Source organism: Methanomicrobium mobile BP (assembly GCF_000711215.1).
Lineage (GTDB): Archaea > Halobacteriota > Methanomicrobia > Methanomicrobiales > Methanomicrobiaceae > Methanomicrobium > Methanomicrobium mobile.
Genome location: NZ_JOMF01000005.1, coordinates 204,338 through 226,024, shown reverse-complemented (window position 1 = coordinate 226,024; position 21,687 = coordinate 204,338). Strand labels below are relative to the sequence as shown.

Annotated in this window: 20 protein-coding genes; 15 read left to right on the top strand and 5 right to left on the bottom strand. The window is 49.3% G+C overall.

Annotation, left to right across the window (positions count from 1 at the left end; genetic code table 11):
- Nucleotides 1-209: 209 nt before the first annotated feature.
- Both T502_RS03410 and T502_RS03405 read right to left on the bottom strand, forming a co-directional pair.
- Nucleotides 210-1,721: a preprotein translocase subunit SecD gene (locus tag T502_RS03410; protein ID WP_042705701.1), complete on the bottom strand. Its 1,512-nt coding sequence runs from the start codon at nt 1,719-1,721 to the stop codon at nt 210-212.
- A complete protein-coding gene (locus tag T502_RS03405) occupies nt 1,708-2,604 on the bottom strand; it encodes a protein translocase subunit SecF (protein WP_042705700.1) in 897 nt (298 codons plus the stop codon). The genes T502_RS03410 and T502_RS03405 overlap by 14 nt, the downstream gene beginning before the upstream one ends.
- A 608-nt stretch (nt 2,605-3,212) precedes the next feature.
- Here T502_RS03405 and T502_RS03400 point away from each other — a divergent pair.
- The 12 genes from T502_RS03400 (at nt 3,213) to T502_RS03340 (ending at nt 14,853) form a co-directional block, all read left to right on the top strand.
- Entirely contained in the window at nt 3,213-3,527 is a 315-nt protein-coding gene (locus T502_RS03400) for a DUF2551 domain-containing protein (protein WP_042705854.1), read from the top strand.
- Nucleotides 3,528-3,817: 290 nt separating this feature from the next.
- The gene (locus T502_RS03395; RefSeq protein WP_042705699.1) at nt 3,818-4,096 is read left to right on the top strand and encodes a hypothetical protein; all 279 of its coding nucleotides are present in this window, start codon (nt 3,818-3,820) and stop codon (nt 4,094-4,096) included.
- A 33-nt stretch (nt 4,097-4,129) separates the two neighbouring features.
- Nucleotides 4,130-4,558, top strand: a complete 429-nt coding sequence (locus tag T502_RS03390; RefSeq protein WP_042705698.1) for an archease — start codon at nt 4,130-4,132, stop codon at nt 4,556-4,558.
- Between the two features lie 249 nt (nt 4,559-4,807).
- Nucleotides 4,808-6,247 carry an RtcB family protein gene (locus T502_RS03385; RefSeq protein WP_042705697.1) on the top strand — a complete coding sequence of 480 codons (1,440 nt, stop codon included), beginning with the start codon at nt 4,808-4,810 and terminating at the stop codon, nt 6,245-6,247.
- On the top strand, nt 6,244-6,831 hold the full coding sequence (locus T502_RS03380; protein ID WP_042705696.1) for a hypothetical protein: 588 nt from the start codon (nt 6,244-6,246) through the stop codon (nt 6,829-6,831). Before T502_RS03385 ends, T502_RS03380 begins: the two co-directional genes overlap by 4 nt.
- A 96-nt stretch (nt 6,832-6,927) precedes the next feature.
- On the top strand, nt 6,928-7,908 hold the full coding sequence (locus T502_RS03375) for a biotin--[acetyl-CoA-carboxylase] ligase (protein ID WP_042705695.1): 981 nt from the start codon (nt 6,928-6,930) through the stop codon (nt 7,906-7,908).
- A gap of 42 nt (nt 7,909-7,950) precedes the next feature.
- A complete protein-coding gene (locus tag T502_RS03370; RefSeq protein WP_042705694.1) occupies nt 7,951-8,373 on the top strand; it encodes a CGGC domain-containing protein in 423 nt (140 codons plus the stop codon).
- Nucleotides 8,374-8,591: 218 nt separating this feature from the next.
- Nucleotides 8,592-9,152 carry a biotin transporter BioY gene (locus T502_RS03365; RefSeq protein WP_052359125.1) on the top strand — a complete coding sequence of 187 codons (561 nt, stop codon included), beginning with the start codon at nt 8,592-8,594 and terminating at the stop codon, nt 9,150-9,152.
- A gap of 75 nt (nt 9,153-9,227) precedes the next feature.
- Nucleotides 9,228-10,856 (top strand): energy-coupling factor ABC transporter ATP-binding protein, encoded by a 1,629-nt coding sequence (locus T502_RS08520; RefSeq protein WP_052359124.1) that lies wholly within the window; start codon nt 9,228-9,230, stop codon nt 10,854-10,856.
- The gene (locus T502_RS03350; protein ID WP_042705693.1) at nt 10,853-11,512 is read left to right on the top strand and encodes an energy-coupling factor transporter transmembrane component T; all 660 of its coding nucleotides are present in this window, start codon (nt 10,853-10,855) and stop codon (nt 11,510-11,512) included. Before T502_RS08520 ends, T502_RS03350 begins: the two co-directional genes overlap by 4 nt.
- A 110-nt stretch (nt 11,513-11,622) precedes the next feature.
- On the top strand, nt 11,623-13,353 hold the full coding sequence (locus T502_RS03345; RefSeq protein WP_042705850.1) for a pyruvate/oxaloacetate carboxyltransferase: 1,731 nt from the start codon (nt 11,623-11,625) through the stop codon (nt 13,351-13,353).
- A gap of 18 nt (nt 13,354-13,371) precedes the next feature.
- Nucleotides 13,372-14,853: an acetyl-CoA carboxylase biotin carboxylase subunit gene (locus T502_RS03340; RefSeq protein ID WP_042705692.1), complete on the top strand. Its 1,482-nt coding sequence runs from the start codon at nt 13,372-13,374 to the stop codon at nt 14,851-14,853.
- Nucleotides 14,854-15,070: 217 nt separating this feature from the next.
- On the opposite strand, the gene T502_RS03335 is transcribed toward T502_RS03340, so the two are convergent.
- The 3 genes from T502_RS03335 to T502_RS03325 form a co-directional block, all read right to left on the bottom strand.
- On the bottom strand, nt 15,071-15,640 hold the full coding sequence (locus tag T502_RS03335) for a hypothetical protein (RefSeq protein ID WP_169736977.1): 570 nt from the start codon (nt 15,638-15,640) through the stop codon (nt 15,071-15,073).
- Between the two features lie 102 nt (nt 15,641-15,742).
- Nucleotides 15,743-16,687, bottom strand: a complete 945-nt coding sequence (locus T502_RS03330) for a DUF4065 domain-containing protein (protein WP_042705690.1) — start codon at nt 16,685-16,687, stop codon at nt 15,743-15,745.
- Between the two features lie 199 nt (nt 16,688-16,886).
- A complete protein-coding gene (locus tag T502_RS03325) occupies nt 16,887-18,068 on the bottom strand; it encodes an aminotransferase-like domain-containing protein (RefSeq protein ID WP_042705689.1) in 1,182 nt (393 codons plus the stop codon).
- 220 nt (nt 18,069-18,288) lie between these two features.
- On the opposite strand from T502_RS03325, the gene T502_RS03320 reads away from it, so the two are divergent.
- The 3 genes from T502_RS03320 (at nt 18,289) to T502_RS03310 (ending at nt 21,659) form a co-directional block, all read left to right on the top strand.
- A complete protein-coding gene (locus tag T502_RS03320) occupies nt 18,289-18,792 on the top strand; it encodes a pyruvoyl-dependent arginine decarboxylase (protein WP_042705688.1) in 504 nt (167 codons plus the stop codon).
- A 249-nt stretch (nt 18,793-19,041) separates the two neighbouring features.
- Nucleotides 19,042-20,148 (top strand): phosphate signaling complex PhoU family protein, encoded by a 1,107-nt coding sequence (locus T502_RS03315; RefSeq protein ID WP_084173008.1) that lies wholly within the window; start codon nt 19,042-19,044, stop codon nt 20,146-20,148.
- 155 nt (nt 20,149-20,303) lie between these two features.
- Nucleotides 20,304-21,659 carry a glutamine synthetase family protein gene (locus T502_RS03310; RefSeq protein WP_052359122.1) on the top strand — a complete coding sequence of 452 codons (1,356 nt, stop codon included), beginning with the start codon at nt 20,304-20,306 and terminating at the stop codon, nt 21,657-21,659.
- Nucleotides 21,660-21,687 lie beyond the last annotated feature (28 nt).

Sequence of the window (21,687 nt, the reverse complement as noted above, 5' to 3'; positions counted from 1 at the left end):
CATCCCATATTGCCATCATATTGCCATTCGGCATAAATCAGCCGAAATGATTACGGATTATAAGAAAAGACAAAAGAAAAACAAAAAAAACATAAGAAAAACAAAAAAAGTCAAAAAAACAAACGAAAGACAAAAAAAGACAGAATAAGACAGAAAAAGACAAAAGAAAAAACAAAAGAATGACAAAAAATTAAATCCGGGATGAGTCTTTACTCATCCTTTGAATCCGACGAAATCTCTTTTGCGGGCTTCTTTGACAGAATCGCCATGATAATCTTACCGTATGCCGGACGGGTAACGATTACGCCCACAAGGACACCGAGGATCGTGATAATCGCAAATCCCTTGAGTGTCGATAAGTCCATCAGAATCAGCGGCACCATCGCGAAGATGACGGTTGCGGCGGCAACGGTGATGATGACCAGTGCACGCTTGAACCTCTTCAGGTAGACGTTCGGCGACGGAACCTTACCCTCGTGAAGGACCTCATCGGTAACCACGATAAGCTGATCGATACCCGTACCGATAACGGCAATAAGACCGGCGATACTTGCCAGATCAAGCTGCTGAACGTATCTCGAAAATCCGAGAAGGATAATCAGTTCGGCGATATTCGTAAGCAGCATCGGAAGAACTATCGAAGGCTCGTGATATCTGAGATATACCGTGACACCGACAGCGCCCAGCGCCAGAAGTGCCGCGATGATACAGACAAACTTGAAGTAATCTCCCATCTGTGCCGAGACCGAACCCAGACCCGCCGTCGTGACATCGACAGGCAGAGCGCCGGCTCTCAGGTGAATCTCGAGAACCTGTGCCTTCTCGAGACCGTCGTCACCCATACCGGTGGATGCCCTCAGATCGTTGACCGTTCCCGTAAGGAGCTTTGTCGCAAGATCGGAAGAGAGCGGTGCATCGTAGACCTGTTCGCCGTCAAGATACATATTGAGGTAATGCTTCTCCGGTTCCTTCGTTGCGCCGTACTGGATACATGCGTCGCGAAGTGCCTTTGCACCGTCTTCACTGAGCGTGAAGGCTACACCCCAGCTGCCGCTTCCGGGCGGGCTCTGACTCGGACGCGATACACTCGTTACGGAATCGCCGTAGAGCACATGAGCAGTCTCGTTGCCTTCGGTGACGATTCTTATCTCGAACTTACCCTGCGAACTCACAAGGTCCTGAGCCGTGCTGATGTCGGTGCCGGCAAGCTCGATACGGATATAGGTAGCGACATTGTTCGAACCGCTGATGGTGTTGATCTTTGCATCCTGAGTTCCGAGGTTGTTGACCTTATCCTCGAGAATTCTCTTGACATCATCGGCTGTCTCCTTTGAAACTCCCTGAGTATATGCGACCAGCTTTACGTCGCCTATCTCATTGAAGAGATTCTCGACCTCTTCCTGTGTCAGAAGTTTTCGTATCTCTATCTTATCGTCGCTTACGGCAACGGCTTCTATTCCCGCCTTATCCCAGATCTTCTGGGCGAGGGCATCGGCGCTCATTGTCGGCGAACTGAATCTGACAACTTCGGACTGGAAAGAGAGCTGAACCCACGAACCGCCCTGCAGATCGAGACCGAGCTGAATGTTTCCTTCGACACCCTTGTCGAATGCCGGAGGGAGAACGTAGATGCTTAAGATTGAAAAGATTACAAGCGCCAGCATCACAATTACGCGAACATCCGTAAAGATCTTCTTTGCCGTGCTTTCATCGTCTGCCATTTTTGCCTCCCTGTTTTCCGCCCTGTCTTGGGTTTTCTTTCTTTGCGAAATACATCTTCAGGATTCCCGCATTGAACATCCATGTCGTCATCAGGTCTATGACAAGACCTATGAGTAAAACGGCGGAGATGTCGCGGATGATCACAATCTGACCGACGAAAGTGACGACGAACATTACCGCAACCGCGACAAGCGTTGTTGTGGTCATGATGAATCCCGTGTGGAACGCATTTGCAAACTTCTCGTCAATCTTACCCTGCCTCTTGAACAGGCGCGTGGTAAGCAGGATGTTACTGTCCACGGAATAACCGATAAGCATAAGGAGTGCCGCGGTCGTTCCGAGAGAGAGCGTAAAACCGATTACATCCATTATCGTCGCGGTTATGCTGATATCGAAGACACCGGCGGCAACAATCGTCAGTGATGCGATGAAGTTTCTGAACGCAACAAAGACAACGACTGCCATGAGGATGAATGCCATGAGCACTGCCCAGAATGCCTGAGTCTGAAGTGTCTTACCGAATGTCTCCCCAATCAGGTCGATACCTGCGTCGGGATACTTGGCATAGACGTGTTTGGTCATTTCCTGGAATCTGTTCTCGTCGGGGATATTGTCGAAGACGAGATAGTATCCGTTGTTAATGCTCTCACCCACGCTCTTTAACGGATAGTCCTTGAAATACTGTTCAAGGTCTGCCGCCGAGTCATCGGTGAAGACGGTTACGGCAATTCCTCCTGAAAAGTCAATACCTGCTTCAACCGGAAGTCCGGTCGTCACGGTATTAAATCCCAAAAAGATCACGGATACAATGAAAAGAGCCAGCGGCAGCGCAACCATATGCCGCGGATCGTATCTGTTGATGTCGTAGGTAAATTTACCCATGAATAGAGGTATGCTTTTAAAGATCATAAATGATATTGGTCTGAAGGACAAGTGCCGCGGCAAAACGCCGCATTTATTCGTATTTCGACGGTCAGACTCACGGATTCCGCGGTAAACGCGGGTAAACGCGGGGATTGAATAGGAAAAATGCACATTATAAATGCATATTATAGTAGAAGCATATGGGAAATACGGGATTATGGTCGCATGCAAAAGTCACACAGACATTTGCATGGAATATCACACAGAATCTCACGACACAAAATACCACAAAATGCCACAAAATGCCGCAAAATAATGCAAAAATGCAATGTCGTTTTAGGTATGCTGCAATGTCATTTGGTGTATGTGCCAATGTCATTATATGTATGCACAAATGTCGGTTTGCGTTATAATGCGATTAAACCCCGAAATGCCGGATAATTGACCGGGTTTGAATACAGGAGATATACACATGACATACGGGAACAACGGCATGAACGACATGAGCAGTATTATTATTCCCGACCGGAAACGCATTTTTCAATCCCTAAAGGGGCATATTTTGACGAAAATATCCCGAAAAAACAGCACAAGTATTAAATAAAATGCAGATCATATTTTCACACATGAGATCAGTAGCCGATCTAAAAAACGAGATAGAAAAGCGCCTTAAGAGCTATCTGTCGAGAGACAAGAACGGCATACGCCGTACGCTGCTGAAAATTTTCGTGCAGGTGAAGACTATTACCATAGCCGGTCTGCACGAGAAGCTGAAAGAAAACTTTGATGTCAGCTACAAATCGGTTGCATCAATGGTAGGTATCATTGCCTCAAAGATTGGTATCCTTCACGTTATCAAAGAAAAGGACAATGATCAGATTCAGTATATGCTGAAAGAGCAATATGCGGATCTGGTAAATCGGGCTATTTCCGTCGTATAAACTGCGGAAAAGCACAATAAACAGGCATATTTTAAACTGCTCCAGCGATAGCTGTTTTCAAAAGTTTAAAGTCAAATATAGTCATATTGTGCATTGCATAATAATGAAATTATAAGATCGGCTTGAATATTGTACACGATATTGCAGTGTCAATTATGCCCTGCGCATTATATCCGCGATTTTATAGCCTCAGATTCATACAATATCCTCTCACACATAGGAGCACATACGTAATGCTGCACATACTTAATGAGTAATCTATTTTAGCCTTACATGCCGAATAATAAGCAATGTATTCTGAACCTACGGAGAAAAATTCTCCATACGATATCACCGTATCCGAAGAAGTTCGCCGGTATATCCTTGATAAAGGCCACGATTTCAGAGTGTGCACATCCTGCGGCGGTCCGATTCTGCTGTCCACGCTTGTAAAACCCGCAAAACCGACGGATATAGAGATTTATATCGGAAAATACATCCTCTATATCTCAATATATCAGGCAAGATTCATCAGTTGCGTAAGCAAGGATATGATTCCGCAGTTCACGGATTATTCATACACCGCATAAGGAAATTCCGGATTTCCAAATCCCGTTTTTAAAATGTCTTTTGAAGAATTGGACCACACCGCAGACTATCTGTTCCGATGCAGAGGCAGGAGCCCCGAAGAACTCTTTTCCGAGTCCGCAAGAGCCATGTTCTCGATAATGTTCGAGAACAATGACGCGACCGGCGACGCCTGCGTGACAAAAGAGATTGAGGTCGAATCGGATTCGCTCTCAAACCTTCTCATAGATTTTCTCTCTGAACTGCTCTTCGTCGCGGAGGTCGACTGCCTCGTGCTTTCGGGCGTAAAACCCAAGATTACCGGAAATACGCTGAAAGCCGAGGTCACGGGCGAGCCGTTTGTACTTGAGAAGCACGGCGGCGGCACCGAGATAAAAGGCATATCGCGCTCCGGCGTCGAGATTGAGGAGATTTCCGAAGATGACGGGATATATTATCAGGCGGAGATAATCTTTGACGTATAACCCCGCGGAAATCGGTCACGCGTAAATGGGTTCCGCGTAAATCGGCGCCGTCTGCGTCGACTGACTGCATTGACTTTGCATCAACTCCGCATCGGCTTTGCGCCGACATTGCGTCAACATTAAACATAATATAAGTACCGATACAATAATTCAGAATATCATCTAAGATACAATAAGACAAAAAAAGACAAAATAACAAGACAAAATAATAAACAAATATAAGACAGAAACCGAATCCGAGGCTGAGTGATGATTGACAAAATAAACAAAATAAGTGATGTGGAATGGGAATTAAAGGAAGGATTCATGCCGAATATGTCGGTGCCGGCAAGAATATATATCTCGGAACTCCTTGCGCAGACCCTTGAGGAGGGTGCGGTAACACAGCTCGCAAATGTGGCAACCCTTCCCGGAATCCTGAAATACTCGCTTGCAATGCCCGATGTTCACTGGGGATACGGCTTTCCCATCGGCGGCGTCGCCGGATTCGACGCGGATACGGGAATCATCTCACCCGGAGGCGTCGGCTTCGATATCAACTGCGGCGTAAGACTCATAACAACGCCGGTAAAAGCCTCGTCGAACGAAATGCCCAAGATAAAACGCCTAATCACCGAACTCTTCCACACCGTGCCCACCGGCGTCGGCACCCATGCCGAGAAAAAACTCAACGAAAAGGAGCTTGACGACATCATGAACGAGGGTGCGGGATGGATGGTAAACAACGGCTACGGCACACCGCGGGACCTCATCAGATGCGAGGACAACGGCTGCATGAAAGGCGCGGATACGGCGTTTGTGAGCAAAAAGGCGATAGCACGCGGCATTCCGCAATGCGGCACCCTCGGCTCCGGAAACCATTTCCTCGAGGTGCAGAAGACCGCCGAGATAATGGACGAAGAAGCGGCGGCAAAGTTCGGCGTCGAAAAGGACAATCTCTGCATAATGATACACTGCGGCTCACGCGGTCTCGGACATCAGGTCTGCACCGACCATCTGAAAGAGATTGAAGCCGCAACAAAGAAATACGGCATAAATATCCCCGACAATCAGCTTGCCTGCGCACCGATAAAGAGCGACGAAGGAAAGGCATACTTCGGCGCAATGGCGGCTTGCGCCAATTATGCGTGGGCAAACCGGCAGATGATAACGCATATGGTCCGCGAGGTCTTCTGTAAGATCTACGGAACCGAATACGACGAACTCAGACTCGTCTACGACGTCTGCCACAACGTTGCCAAGTTCGAGGAATACGAGATAGACGGCAGAAGAAAGACGGTCTGCGTCCACAGAAAAGGCGCAACACGCTCATTCGGTCCGAATTCGCCCGATCTCCCGAGCGATCTCGTATCGGTCGGACAGCCCGTCCTGATTCCGGGAAGCATGGGAACGGCATCATATCTGCTCAAAGGAACGGCGGCGGCGATGGAGAAGACATTCGGAAGCACCTGTCACGGCTCGGGCAGGGTATTCTCGCGCACAAAAGCAAAAGAAGGCATGAGCGGGCAGGAAATCAAGGAAGATCTCGAGAAACGCGGCATCTTCGTAAAGGCGACGAGCAACAAGGTCATAGCCGAAGAAGCCCCCGATGCCTACAAGTCAAGCAGCGAGGTCGTAAGAGTCGTCCATGAAGCGGGAATTTCCCTGAAGGTCGCCAGATTTGAGCCGTTAGGAGTGATAAAGGGATGAAATCAAAAGCGGGAATAGCCTGCGACACTGCGGGCTTTATGAACAAATATATCGAGGACTGCGGCGTCACATGCGAACTTGTAAGCCCGCAGATGCTCGCAACGCCGTTTTACAAGGGAAATATCGTTGCCCTCGTAATTCCGACGGGTTTCGGAAACAGAATGTATTCGGGTATTCTTCCGGCGCTTCGCGCATCGGCGGACAGAATAGAGAAGTTCGTGAAGAAAGGCGGAAGAGTCCTCTGTTTCGGCGCCATGACCGCGGACAGCAACACATACGGCTGGCTGCCGTTTAAGTGCAGTTACGTTCACGATTACTTCAACGCGCCGATAACGGTCGACAAAAACAATGAGTTCTCCGGCATTACAGCCGATTTCGACGAGAACGGCATTGAATTCGACGGGTATTTCGACGACGACACCGCCCCCGAATGCGAGGTCATTGCCTCGACGAAGGACGGCAAAAAGGTCATGATTGCGAAGAAGCACGGCGAAGGATACTATGTCATAACATCAATACACGAACTGCCGTCAAAGGAGTTTATCAGGAATTTCTGTACTGCCAACGTAGAAATATTATTCTAAACGGAGACACTAACTTTTATATATGATTCATTCGCAATTTTGCGAATTGTTCCCGTATATCAGAGGCAATAAAAGGCATTCAATAGGGTAATCGGAATGAATGAAACAGCAGGAAAGATTTTAAAAATCCTTGAAGAGAGAAAAGAGCCCGTATCGGGCGAAGAAATAAGCAGGATCCTCGGCATAACACGTTCTGCCGTCTGGAAGGATATAAAGGAGCTGAAAGCGCTCGGATACTCCATCAATTCTTCAAGAACGGACGGCTACGAGCTTGTAAGCACTACCGCGGGTCTTCTTCCGCACGAGATAAAAAAATACCTTAAGACGCGTTTTATAGGGCAGGATATCCGTTATTTCGAGAAAACGGAGTCGACGACATGGGTAGCAAAGGAACTCTGCGCCAAGAACGACATAAATACTCTTGACGGAACGGTTATCATCGCCGAAGAGCAGACCGGCGGTTACGGCAGACTCGGACGCGCATGGTCGTCGCCGCCTGGCGGAATCTGGACTACAATCATTCTGAAACCGGATATCTCGGTGGATCGCCTGTTTTTCATAACGATGGCGGCATCGATTGCGGTCGCGAGAACCATAAGGAACATGTATGATGTCGGCGCTCTCATAAAATGGCCGAACGACATTTATATCGGCGATAAAAAGGTAAGCGGGCTTTATCTGGAGTTATCCGCCGAAGCCGACGTTATTCACCACTGTCTGCTCGGTATCGGAATCGACGCGAATGTGACTCCGGAAGTCTTCAATAACGACAAGCCGGTCGCGGTTACGTCGCTTAAGGACGAGACGGGCGCGGATATAAACCGCGTCGAGTTCTTTGCGCAGTTCCTGAAGGAGTTCGAGCTCCGCTACGATTTCGTCATGAAAAACGATTTCGAGCCGATTATCAAGGAATGGAAGAGCCTTTCGCTGACGCTTGACAGAAGAGTGAGGGTTACGACGCCGAGAAAGACGATTGAAGGTCTGGCTATGGATATCGACGACCACGGCGCTCTTATTATCAAGAAAGACAACGGAACCATAGAAAAGGCGGTCTCCGGCGACTGCACGCAGATTTAATCAAATAATACTTTTTTTCAACGGGACATGGGGACATCGGCGATGGAAAAGAAAGATATCCGTTATGTTCTGATAATTCAGTGCGAAAACGCCAGAAAACGGTGCAGCGGTTTTGCCTGTTCGCAGACATTTTTCGAGCGAAAAGCCTTTTTCGAAGTATATCCGCGCGATATTCCCTATATTGCGGTTACCTGCGGCGGCTGCGAGAATCCGTGCGCTCTTGCGGCGGTCGACCACTTCGGCAGAAAACTCGAGAAAAAGACCGATATTCCGAAAAATAAAGTCGCAGTTCATCTTTCTTCATGCATTGTGACCGAGAATCATCACCATGACCGCTGTCCCCATGCCGAGAGCATAAAGGAGGCTTTGAGGCGGAAGGGCTATGAGAACATCACCGAAGGTACCTATATCAGCGCTGCCTCAGAGAAAAAGCGTGAAAACGGAATATACAAGCGTTATTCCTGAAAATGAGCTTTTTATAATGTCGGCAAAGTTCGGCAAAGACTGTCGGATCATATAATATCATAAATTTTTGATAGTATCTAAAAATTAAAACATAATAAAAATATACCTATTTCGTTGCCTTTTATCCTGCAATTCTGCCGGGTTATCTCCGTAAAATTCACGCAATACACATCTGTTAAATATCTTGTCAACCAACTTTGTTGACACAGGTTGACAAGATGTACGGAGACATACGGAGAACGGAGATAATTTATCAAACGGCAATATTTATCGCGCTTTTTGCAATCGGCAGTTATATTGTAATCCCGATGGTTCCCGTTCCCGTCACGCTTCAGACCCTTTTCATTCTGCTCTGCGGCTGCGTTATGAAACGCCATGCCGCAATTCCCGCGGTTTTATACATTGTTCTGGGCACCCTCGGTCTTCCCCTGTTCCATCAGATGACATCTGGCCCCGGGATTCTCATGGGTCCGACGGGCGGATACATGTTCGGATTTATAATCGCGGCGCTCATCGTCGGAATCGCCTGCGAACGAAAGTCAAAGACAATAAAAATCGCCGGACTCGTCCTCGGATCGGCCGCAATAACAGCCTGCGGCGTTATCTGGATATCGATATCGACCGGGCTGTCAATCGGCGATGCCCTGCTCATCGGCGCCGCTCCGTTCGTCATCGGCGATATACTGAAGATTGCCGCGGCGTATCTGATCTCGGAGAGAATCAAAAGCGCGGATGAGGAAGACAGCGCGGATGAAAGCACGAATGAAGGCACGGATTAGGTCAGGATCAGGTTAGGATCAGGTTAGGATAAGGTGGATTGGAAAACGCACGCCGATGCCGACAGGTAAGCCGAAATGATTGAGATAAACAGTCTGAAGTTAAGGATTCTGGAGATTGACAGGCTTTGCGTGCCAAACGGCATCACGTGCATCATCGGGGAGAACGGTAGCGGCAAGTCCACTCTGGCAAGGCTCTTATGCGGGTATTACGAGGCGAAAACGGGCAGTGTCCTCGCGGACGGTGTTCCCGTGCGCAGTCTTGATACGGGATATGTCCCCGAATTCTTCGACAACGGCATTATCTTCGAGAATGTCGCCGATGAGATAACATCGCCGCTGAGGTTTGCTTTCGAAACGCCGGAGAAAATCTCCGAGAAACTCGTCGCCGCTGCGGAACTCCTCGGAATTGCCGACCTTACCGACAAGGAAACGCGAAATATCTCCGGCGGCGAAAAAGCCTGCACAGCGCTCGCAACGGCGATAATAAGCTCACCGCGAATACTTGTCCTCGATGAACCCGACTCGCATCTGGACAGGGAGACATCCGGCAGGATAATGGCGGCGCTTAAGGACCTTAATAGCAGCGCTCTTTACGCAAACGCGGACGACAGCGGGGAACACGCAAAGTTGCGGGACAAGGACAGCCCCTATATCATACACTGCACGCAGAACATGGATATCGCCGCGGATGCCGATTTTCTCATTTTCATGGAAAACGGCAGGGTAAAGTATTCAGGAACCCCAAACGCGGTCTTTGAAAGACTGAAACTGCAGGGGTCGCCTTTCCTTCCCACTAAGATGCGGATTGACGCCGCCGTTGAAAAAACCGCAGATGCGACGACTGAGACTTCCGAAACTGCCGAATTTCCCGCATTTGCCGAAACTACCGTTAATGTATCGGATGCCGGTGCGGAAATCTCCCCAAAACTCGAGCTTAAAGGGCTTAAAATCTCACGCGGCGGGTTTACTCTGAATGCCGATGCCGTCTTTGAAAGCGGCGTGCACATCATTACGGGGAAAACGGGGAGCGGAAAATCTACGCTTGCATACGCCTTATCGGAATCGGGGCTTGCGGATGTCACCGAGGGAGTAGTTTCATCCGCGGGAATCGAAAAACGTGTATTTCTGATGCAGTTTGCCTCATATCACATAACGCAGGCAACCGTGGAAAAAGAGATAATTTCGTGGGGAAAGACCGCGGAAGAGACAGAAAAGATACTGAAATATCTCGGTCTGAGCGAAAGGAGGAACTTTGACCCCGCAAAGCTCTCCGCCGGCGAACTCAAAAGACTTCAGCTAGCCTGCATCCTCTCCGGAGATGCCGACCTTATCATACTCGACGAGCCTTTCAGCACGCTGGATACCGTCAGAAAAGAAGAATTTGCCTCATGCCCGCTCTTTTCCGCCGCGGGATCATGCGGCAGACCTAAAGTCATAATCATATTTACGCACGAAAAGACCGTTCTCCCGCATGCCGACCGTATATGGGAGATAAAAGATAAACGGCTCGTATATCTCGGAAAAGCCTCCGACACGCAGACACTTCGAAGATGGGGCGGCGCACCCGAATATATCGGATACGCACTCTCGAAAGGCGCCGAGCTAAGAGGTGCCACATTCGCGGATGCGGTCTGCGGCATCGGCGAAATCGCGGTTGAAGAAGATGCATCGGCGCACGGGATGAACGGCGGTGATAAACAATGAAAGACGCACGCCTTAAACTACTGAGCGTCTTTCTGCTCTCCGTATCGGCATACGCGTCGGTAACGGGGGCGGCTCTAGCTTTTATCTGGTGGCTCGTCTTCTCAAAGCGCTTAAAGTCGCTGCCGTCGCCGAAGATCTTCCTCGGACTCTTCATGATAACGGGCGCAATCTCACTTCTGATGGAGTATCGCGGACTTCCCGGAATTTCGTATTTCATCCGCATGAGCACGATAATTCTCATTGCGGGCTATGCCTACACGGAGTTATCCTCAAGAGACATGCTAAATGTAATGACATGGCTCCTCGGCGAGAGATACGGCTTTGAACTCGGGCTTATCTCCGCAATCGCCGTTCAAAAAATCCGGCAGCTGAGCACAGACTATGCCCGGACTAAGGTTGCCCACAGGATGAAAGCCGTTTATCGGGGAGGAAAGGACAGACTCCGGTGCGCGGATTACCTCTCCGTCGCCGGAATCATCCTCATAAACTCGCTGAAAGACTCAAAAGAACAGTCGAAAGTACTTGCAATCCGCGGCTACAGACACGGCGGAAGGTTGCAGCCGGTCTTTGATAAATCAAAATCCGATTATATACCCATATTTTGTGCAACGGCGTTATTTCTGTGCACATTTCTTACGTTAGTGACTTATTTATAGTGTGGGAAAGATACCTAATAAGGATTAAAGATCCAAGATAATCGCGGTATTGAGGCTGACAATACGGACAATAAATGAATCTGCATTCAGCCTCAAAGTTGGAGATAAATATGAGTGTGAAAAATCCTGTGAAAATTACAGATACTACCCTAAGGGATGCTCATCAGTCCTTAATCGCAACCAGATTAAAGACTGAGGATATGATGCCTGTTGCGAAAGCAATCGACAAGGCAGGGTTCTTTTCAGTAGAGGCATGGGGAGGCGCAACATTCGACAGTTGTATCCGTTACTTAAACGACGACCCGTGGGAGAGGCTTCGCGACCTGAAATCCGTTCTTAAAAAGACGCCGATTCAGATGCTCCTCCGCGGTCAGAACCTTGTCGGATACAAGCACTACCCCGACGACGTCGTCAGGAAATTCATAGAAGCGGCAGGCAAAAACGGCGTTGACGTATTCCGCGTCTTTGATGCACTCAACGACATAAGGAACATGCAGACATCCTTCGATGCCGTAAAAGACATCGGCGGACACCTTCAGGGCACAATAAGTTACACGACAAGCCCCGTCCACTCAAACGCCAAATTCATCGCAATGGCCGAGGAACTCTATGCAAAAGGCTGCGATTCAATCTGTATCAAGGACATGGCGGGACTCATCATGCCCAACGACGCCCGCGAGCTCATCGCCGGCATAAAGAAGAAGATAGATATTCCGGTTGATCTTCATTCACACTCCACAAGCGGAATATCTCCGATGAGCTATCAGGCGGCAATCGAGGCGGGCGTGGATATCCTCGATACCGCCATGTCGCCGTTTGCATTCGGCACATCGCAGCCCGCGACCGAGAGCATTGTCGCAAGCCTCAACGGAACCGACAGGGATACCGGAATCAGTCTGATAACGCTCCGCGATATCAAGAACAGATGCCTTGAGGTCAGGGACAGATACAAGACCCTCATATCGCCGATATCGGAGAGAATCGACAGCGATGTCCTTATCTATCAGCTCCCGGGCGGAATGATCTCCAATCTCATCTCGCAGCTCAAGGAGCAGAACGCCCTCGACAAACTCGACGAGGTCCATAAGGAGATACCCAACGTCAGAAAAGATCTCGGTTATCCGCCGCTCGTGACCCCGACAAGTCAGATTGTCGGAACGCAGGCGGTCTTAAACGTCATAATGGGCGGACGCTACACCAACGTCACTCAGGAAGTCAAGGATTACCTGAGGGGACTTTACGGAGCGGCGCCGGGCGTCGTCTCACCCGAACTCATAAAACAGATCCTCGGCGACGACAAACCCTATACCGGAAGACCGGGCGACCTTCTGGAGCCGCTCTACGAGAAGATGGGTGCCGAGGCACGCGAGAAGGGCATTGTCTCGAAGGAAGAGGATATCCTCACGTATATCCTCTACCCCGCGATTGCACCCTCCTTCCTGAAAGGCGAGAGGAAAGGCGAGCCGCTTCCGGTGCACGCCGAGGTCTCGCACGACACCTATAAAGTGCCGAGCAGCATGGAGGTCGAGGTCGACGGCGAGATATTTGCCGTCAGAATCCTTTCCGTCGACGGCAGCACGGTCGAGTCCGTGAACTCCATCGGCGCCAAGAAGATCCCGCGTGACATCAAGGGCGGCATTGTCAGCAATATGCAGGGAATGGTTCTCAAGGTCGAGACCAATATCGGCGCCCAGGTCAAAGTCGGCGATACCCTCGTTGTCCTCGAGGCAATGAAGATGGAGAACCCGATTAAGTCGACCAAAGAGGGTAAGGTTACACAGATCTTCGTCGATGCCGGCGATACCGTGCAGACCGGCGACGTTCTGCTTGTAATAGAATAAGGGTAGCAGAGGTTTCAGATGAAATATTTCGATAAGGTGCTGATTGCAAACCGCGGCGAGATTGCAATAAGGATAATGCGCGGGTGCCGCGAGCTCGGTATCGAGACCGTGGCGGTCTATTCCGCGCCGGATTCCAATGCACTTCATGTCAAGTATGCCGATGCGGCATATCTCCTGGGCGAAGCCCACCCGTCCAAGAGTTATCTCAATAAGGAGAAGATTATCGAGACGGCACTGAACGCGGATGCGGACGCGATTCATCCGGGTTACGGTTTCCTTGCGGAGAATGCCGAGTTCGCAAAACTCTGCGAGGAAAACGGCATCAATTTCATAGGTCCGTCCTGGAAGACCATCGAGATGATGGGCTCCAAGCTCGGCTCAAAGCATATGATGGAGAACGCCGGCGTCCCCGTCCTTCCCTACACTCCCGACGGCGTGACCACTCTTGCCGAGGCAAAAAGGATCTCGGCGGAGATCGGTTACCCCGTCATCGTCAAGGCTTCGGCGGGCGGCGGCGGTATCGGTATGCAGGTCGTCAACTCCGAGAGCGAACTCGAGGAGGCTATCGAGAAATCGATGCGTATCGCCAAGTCGGCTTTCGGCGATCCGACCGTTTTTATCGAGAAGTATCTTGTCAAGCCGCGACATATCGAGTTTCAGGTTCTCTGCGACAAGTTCGGCAACCGCGTTCACCTCTATGACAGGGAATGCTCGATTCAGAGAAGGCATCAGAAGCTTGTCGAGGAGGCGCCCTGTCCCATCATGACCGACGAACTCCGCGAGAGGATGTCAAAGTCGGCTCTCAAGGTTGCGGAGGTCTCGGGTTACTACAATGCGGGAACGGTGGAGTTCCTTTACTCCAACGGCAACTACTACTTCATGGAGATGAATACCCGTCTTCAGGTCGAGCATACGATCACCGAGATGATTACGGGCATTGACCTTGTCCGTCAGCAGATTCGCATCGCCGCCGGCGAAAAACTCCCCTTTACGCAGGAGGATATCTCGGTTCACGGTCATGCAATCGAGTGCCGTATCAATGCCGAGGATCCGCTCAATAACTTCGTCGCCGACCCAGGAAAAATAGTAAGATACAGAAGCCCCGGAGGTCCCGGTATCCGTGTGGATTCGGGTATTCACATGGGTTATTCGATTCCGCCGATGTACGACTCGATGATCTCGAAGCTCTGCGCATGGGGCATGGATCGCGACGAGGCAATCGACAGGATGAGGAGAGCGATTTATGAGTATGTTATTCTGGGTGTTCAGACCACGCTTCCCCTTCATCACGCGATTATGAGCAGCCCCGAGTTTATCTCCGGCAATACCCATACGGGTTTCCTGCAGGAAGAGAATATTCAGAAGAATCTCTCGCGCTATCTGAGGGACGACGAGGCAAGGATGCAGACGCTTGCGGCATCGCTCAGGCACGGCAAGGAATCTGCGGCGATAACGGCGGCAGTCAACGTCTACATACGCTCGCAGAATCCGGACTCGTAAGGATTCAAATCATATTTAAAACTTTTAGCACATTTACCCGACTATATTTTTCGTTACTTTATTGCCCTTTTCTTGCTATTTTCCTTTAATTGCCGTTATCGTAGCAATATTGTTTCAAAATGTAACATGTGCCGAATACAAGTTATATATTGTAACAAATGATTGTTGCCCATGTTACATATAGTAACATTACAGGAAAAATGACTTTTTTGACGCTTTAAGTCCTGAATGACTCAAGTTCGCGGACAGCATGTATCGAAGTATGCTGTGTTATGATATGCGCCGCGGCAGAGACATGCTTTTTGTTATCCGAGATAAAAGTAATCTCCTCATTCACGGTTAAACATAAGTCGTGTGCATCAAGCCAGATCTCAAGATCGGACTCATCAAGTTCAATATTCTCAAAACGAATATCGGAAACGATCAGCTTTTTTATATCCTGATAGCTTTTTTCGCGGATATGCAAATTGAGGCGCTCATCAATCTCTTTTTTTCTGGAATTGCATACCTGTGTAAAATCTCTTTTAAACTGTTCAATCCAAAGCCGCAATTCATAGGTCGAACAGATTGTCGAAATTAAATGATTCCTGACAGCATTTCCAATCAGAGGATAATTCTCAAATGAAGATTCTGAAAAACTTCCCCTGTCAAACTCCGCAATAAGCCTCCTGAACTCATTCCTTGCATTGTAAGTTTCCCTGCCGCAGACTCCCGAAGTCTCATTTCTTCCAAAACATTCGTCATGAACACGCTGACTCCACCAGCATTTGACGCCGGAATTAAACACATTACGGGAAGGATTGGAAAGTCTGTGAACTTCGGAGAGATAAAAACCCGCAATAACATTGCTGTCCAAAAAATATGACAAAAAAAGGTCACTCCTATATATTCAATTCAGAACATTATTTCTGAGTTTGGTCATCAGGGAATCAACGGCATCCTTTGCGGAGTCATTGAGATCATTGATCTCTCCCATAGCGCCTGCGGCATCACAGGAAGTCTTATCGAAGAAGACCGTATACTCATCCAAAACACCGGTCACCCATTTATCGAGGTTTGGAGCAAACGCCAGAGCAACAGCCATACCTCCGCCGTATTCGCAGACTTTCTTGAGAAGCGGAGATGATTTTTCGCTGCGGCAGACTTCTCTGACCGCATCTGCGCAGGCAAGGAAACAGTCGTCCCATTCTCCCCACATGTCGACAGGAAACATCTTTGTAAGCTGAGTTAATGCATCGTCAATCTCGGCGTATTCTACGGCGTTAATGACTTTGGGCAGGTTATTCGTTACGGAACAGAGTTTTCGCCCGAAATCGCCTATGACAATACCGTTATTCTTCAGATATTCACAGTCGGCGGGACTTAGCCTGAAATTCTCCTTAGAGATCTCGCCAAACATCCTGGTTTCATCCCAGATACTCAGATTATGGGTAATCTCACTGACTTCGGCTGCGGATTTCGGCTCAATCCAGAGCCGGCTGCCCTCGACAGAGTTCTTTACAGGCTCGGAATATCCTTCCAGAGACGGATTGGAAACCACAGGAATGCATTTTTTGCACAGGTAATCTCCCGACTGCTCCGATACGTGAATATAACCGTTACCTGAGTTATCCATGGTCAGTTCACCGGCAACGCGACCCATGGGTCCGTGCTGCTGAACGATATATCTGTCATCGGTGACAAACTCGCCGTATAAGTTATAGTATACAAGATCGGCGAAAAATGACGTTTTAACAAGCTTGGTTCGACCGAAATCCGCAGATGAACCGGCAACATATGCAAGGATATTGCCAATCGTATCTCTTGTATCCGTAATATCGGCTTTATTCGTCATTTTACCACCTGTTTTTTCCACGCAGATCCCGATTTGGATCTGTAAAAAATGATATGTCAGATATGTATGTTATGCAAGTAGTTGAGTTTTTCCCCGATGCAAATAAAACAAATAATACTCAATCAAACCGATGAAAAACGAAAAGAAGTCAAAAAAGTATGGTTTTCGGGATATCTGTTCGTGATTCCCGCATCCGTGCTTACGCTTTCCACTCGTTGAAGATCTTTGCAAGAATCTCGATACCCTTCTGAATGTTCTCCGGCGAGGCATTCGAGAAGTTGATCCTCGCAGTATTGTCTCCGCCGCCGTCGAAGTAGAACGGATTGCCGGGTAAGACCGCAAGATTCTGCTCCATGGCAAGTTCGAAGAGCTTCATCGAGGACATGCCCTTGGTCAGCGTCAGCCAGACGAACATTCCGCCCTTCGGATACGTGTGCTTTATCGTCGGCGGGAAAAGCTCGTCCATCAGCTTTACCATGAGATCGCATCTCTCTTTGTAAACGGCGCAGATATTCGCTATCTTGGCGTCAATGTCGTTGTCGGCAAGATACTGCGAGATGATTCTCTGCGAGAGATAATTCGAGTGAAGATCGGATGCCTGCTTTGCGGTCGCAACCTTGTCGATGATCTCCTCGGGTGCGCAGACCCAGCCCATTCTCATGCCGGGCGCGACTATCTTCGAGAACGAACCCGTCATGACGCCGTAGTCGGGCATGTACTTCTTTACCGGCGCAAGCACCTCGTCCGTGAACTTAAGTTCGCCGTATGCGTCATCCTCGATGAATATTGTATCGGCATCGTCGAGTATCTTTGCAACCGCTTTTCGCTTCTCGGTCGTGTATGTGATACCCGACGGATTCTGCGAGTTCGGGATGCCGTAGAAGAACTTCGGGCATTCCTGTTCGACAATCTGTGCAAGCTGTTCCGTGTCGGGACCGTCGTCTTCGAGGTCGACGGAGACAAACTCCGGTCCGTAAAGTGAAAATGACTGGATTGCACCGAGGTATCCGGGTCTCTCGAGTAAAACGGCATCGTCCTTGTCGATGAGTATCTTACCGAGCAGGTCAAGAGACTGCTGCGACCCGTTGGTAATCAGTATCTCGTTGGGCGTGACACTGAGACCGTAGCGCTTATTGTAGCGGTCGGCGATGAACTCGCGGAGCGGAAGGTAGCCTTCCGTCGTGGAATACTGCAGGACATTGGCACCGTCCTCGCGTATAACTTTTTCAGCCGCTTTTCCGATACCTGTAGTATCGATTAACGCAGGATTGGGAAGACCGCCGGCAAAAGATATGACTTCGGGTCTTTGAGTGACCTTCAGGATTTCTCTTATGAAAGACTTCGGCGTCTTCATTATCCTCTGTGAAAATCCGTATTTCATAAATATTTTTCGACGCTTTGAGAGATATATTTATCCGAAATGAATTCAGAATCGCCGTTACGCGTAAGAATTTATTGACCCGAATCCCGCCACGAATCCCACCCTAAATCCCGTTACCCAATCTCATGATTCATTACCATTAAGGCAACAGAATACAAACCAGATAGACTACATTAAGGCAACGAAATACAAACCAAATAGACACATTCAGGTGACAGTATTGGTATCATCCGCATTAGTACCGAAAAAAGTCTTCTTTACTTCAGGATCGGGGGCACACAAAGACAGACTGACGTCCTTTGAGATGGCGCTGAGAAAAGCATCCATCCATTGCTATAACCTTGTCGAAGTCAGTTCCATACTCCCGCCGAAATGCCGGATTGTTTCCAGACAGGAAGGTTTGAGCGAGCTGATGCCGGGAAGCATTGTCTTTACCGTTATCTCGCGCCTCTCGTCCAACGAACCCGGGGCGAGGATTACATCCGCAGTCGGCATGGCAATACCGCAGGATCCCGAGACGGACTGGGGATATTTCGCCGAATATCACGCATACGAGGAGTCAAAGGAAGAGGCGGGCGCTTATGCCGAGATGATTGCAAAGGATATGTATGCCGGCGTCTCCGACAAGGTTCCCGCCAAGACCATGAATATCGCGGAATCGGCGATTGTCCCCGCGGACGGCGAATGGACAACGACGGTCGCAGCCGCCGTTTTTATAATTTAAACCCTTTTTAGCCGCACTTACAGAATGCCAAAATAGTGCAAAAATTATGCAAAATGCATGGCAATGGCTTAAGTAGCAGTCGATTCATCGCATGAGGCAATATCTCTATGATGTCACTTCAATGTCATTACTGTAATGTCGCCATTTCAATGTCATTACTGTAATGCCGCCGCCGACGAAAACTATATAGAATATATAACAAATATATATCCAATAAGTAAGCGCTATTTTTCTGCGGAAGTGGGAGCAATGGAGATACGAAAAGTTCAGAAGACGGGCGGAGCCTCATATATAATATCGCTGCCAAAGGACTGGGTAAAGGCATCGAAAATAGAAAAGAACGATCCTCTGGGGCTTATCAGCCAGCCCGACGGATCGCTTACGATTACCCCGCATATACACGGAAAGGTTGCCGAACGCGTCAAAATAATCGATTTAAAAGATATCTACGACTGCGAATATCTCTACCGCCTCCTTATTGCCGCCTACGTAACCGGATTTAACACGATAAAGATAACGACGCCGTCGAGGATACCCTCATTCGCTCACAAAGCCGTCAGAATGTTTATTCAGGCATCCATCGGTCAGGAAGTCTCCGAGGAGACCGAGAAGAGCATGACGATAAAGGATCTCTTAAACCCGGGGGAGATGCCGTTTGAGAACGTAATCTCGAGAATGCATGTAATCATTGAGGGAATGCTTAACGACGCCATATACGCGCTCAAAACTAAGGACAGGGAGCTTGCCGAAGATGTGATATTCCGCGACCGCGACGTAAACAAACTCTACTGGCTGATATCGCGGCAATACAACCTTCTCCTCCGAAATGTCTCGCTTTCGCACGAGATGGGCATGAATGTCGAGACCGCTCTTCACTACATGCAGATAGCCCGCGTCATCGAACGAACAGGCGATCAGGTGGTGCAGATAGCGGAGAACGTCCGCAGCATGATTTTTCTCTCGACGGAGAAGAAGACAAGCGAGATCTTCCAGAATCTTGCCGCCGAAGCCATGGAGATCTTCAAAGCGGGTGTGGACTCCTTCTGCAACCGCAACGTGACGCAATCTCAGCGGATCTATGAGAGAATCGGCAAATACTACCGGCACTGTGACGAATCGAGCAAGCAGCTCATCGAGTCCGCCGGCGGTCAGACCGCGGGAATAATCTCAATCGCATACATTATCGACAATCTGAAGAAGATAGGAGAGTATACGGGCGTAATTTGCGAATCGGCGATAAACTACGGCATTATGACGCAGGATCAGGATCCGAATGAGGATCATGCTGCGGATGCGGAGACGGATGAGGGCACGAACGCGGCACCACGTGCCGACCCTGCAAATCGGCGGGATTGACGCGACTTTTCTGACACGCCCGATCCGATGTACTATGCCGCCGGCAAAAACACGCATTTTCCGCGGAGATTATCTATATATTAATCTATAGATTATGTCGTAAGAATATTGAAAATGCGCATATCTATAAATAACACACCCCGCAACCTGTTATTATGAAAGCAGTCTCAAAGACAGGCTACACCGAGAAAGAGATCTCGGACATGCTCAAAAGAATCGAAGCCGACAACGTAAAGTTCATCCGCCTTCAGTTCTCCGATATCCAGGGACAGATCAAAAACGTCGCCATCCCGCAGATTCAGGCGGAGAAAGCGTTGACAGACGGCATCTCCTTCGACGGATCGTCAATCGAGGGCTTTTCGCGTATAGAAGAGTCCGATATGGTCTTAAGACCCGATATCGCGACATACGCACTGCTCCCGTGGAAACAGAACGGCAATGTCAAAGAAGCCCGTTTTATCTGCGACGTCTACAAGCCCAACGGCACCCCCTTCGAGGGCGACCCGCGATATATCCTCAAGAAAGCCATGAAAGAGGCGGAAGAGATGGGATACACATTCAATACGGGTCCGGAACTCGAATTCTTCCTCTTCAGGATGGTCGACGGCGAACCGAGTCTTGAGTTCAAGGATCACGGCGGATACTTCGATCTGGCGCCTACCGACCGTGCCGAGGACGTGCGCCGCGACATCGTCATTGCGCTGACCGATATGGGCTTCGTTGTCGAGGCATCGCACCACGAGGTCGCGAAATCCCAGCACGAGATCGATTTCAAATACGGAAATGCGCTTGAGATGGCGGACAATGTCGTCACGTTCAGGTTCGTCACGAAGACGATTGCGCTTGCAAACGGCATGAACGCGACCTTCATGGCAAAGCCCGTCTACGGCATTAACGGAAGCGGAATGCACACCAACTGCTCGCTCTTCAAGAACGGCGAGAACATATTCTTCGACGAGAATGCGCCGCTCCAGCTCTCGGATACGGCACTTCAGTTCATCGCCGGCGTTCTAAGCCACGTAAAGGGAATCACGCGTGTCGCAAATCCGACGGTAAACTCCTACAAGCGCCTTGTCCCGGGATACGAGGCGCCGGTTTACATCTCATGGAGTGCGTCGAACAGGACGGCGCTTATCCGCGTTCCGGCACCCCGCGGCAAATCGACCCGTGTCGAGCTTCGAAGCCCCGACCCGACCTGTAACCCGTATCTGACATTCGCCGCAATCCTCGTCGCCGGTCTTGAAGGCATAAAGAAGGAGATGCAGCCGCCGGCGGGCGCAAACCAGAACATCTTTGCAATGACCGAGGCGCAGAGGGAGGAGGCACATATCGACACACTCCCGGGCGACCTCATAACCGCAAACAAATACTTCGTTGAGGACAGCCTCATCTGCAATCTCTTCGGGGAGCATGTCGTTAACAGCATAGACAGCATGGCAAAGATTGAGTGGGATGCTTTCAGAACCACGGTCCACCAGTGGGAAATCGATCAATATCTCACAAGATATTGATACTATCCAATTTTTTTGAGTCATTAGA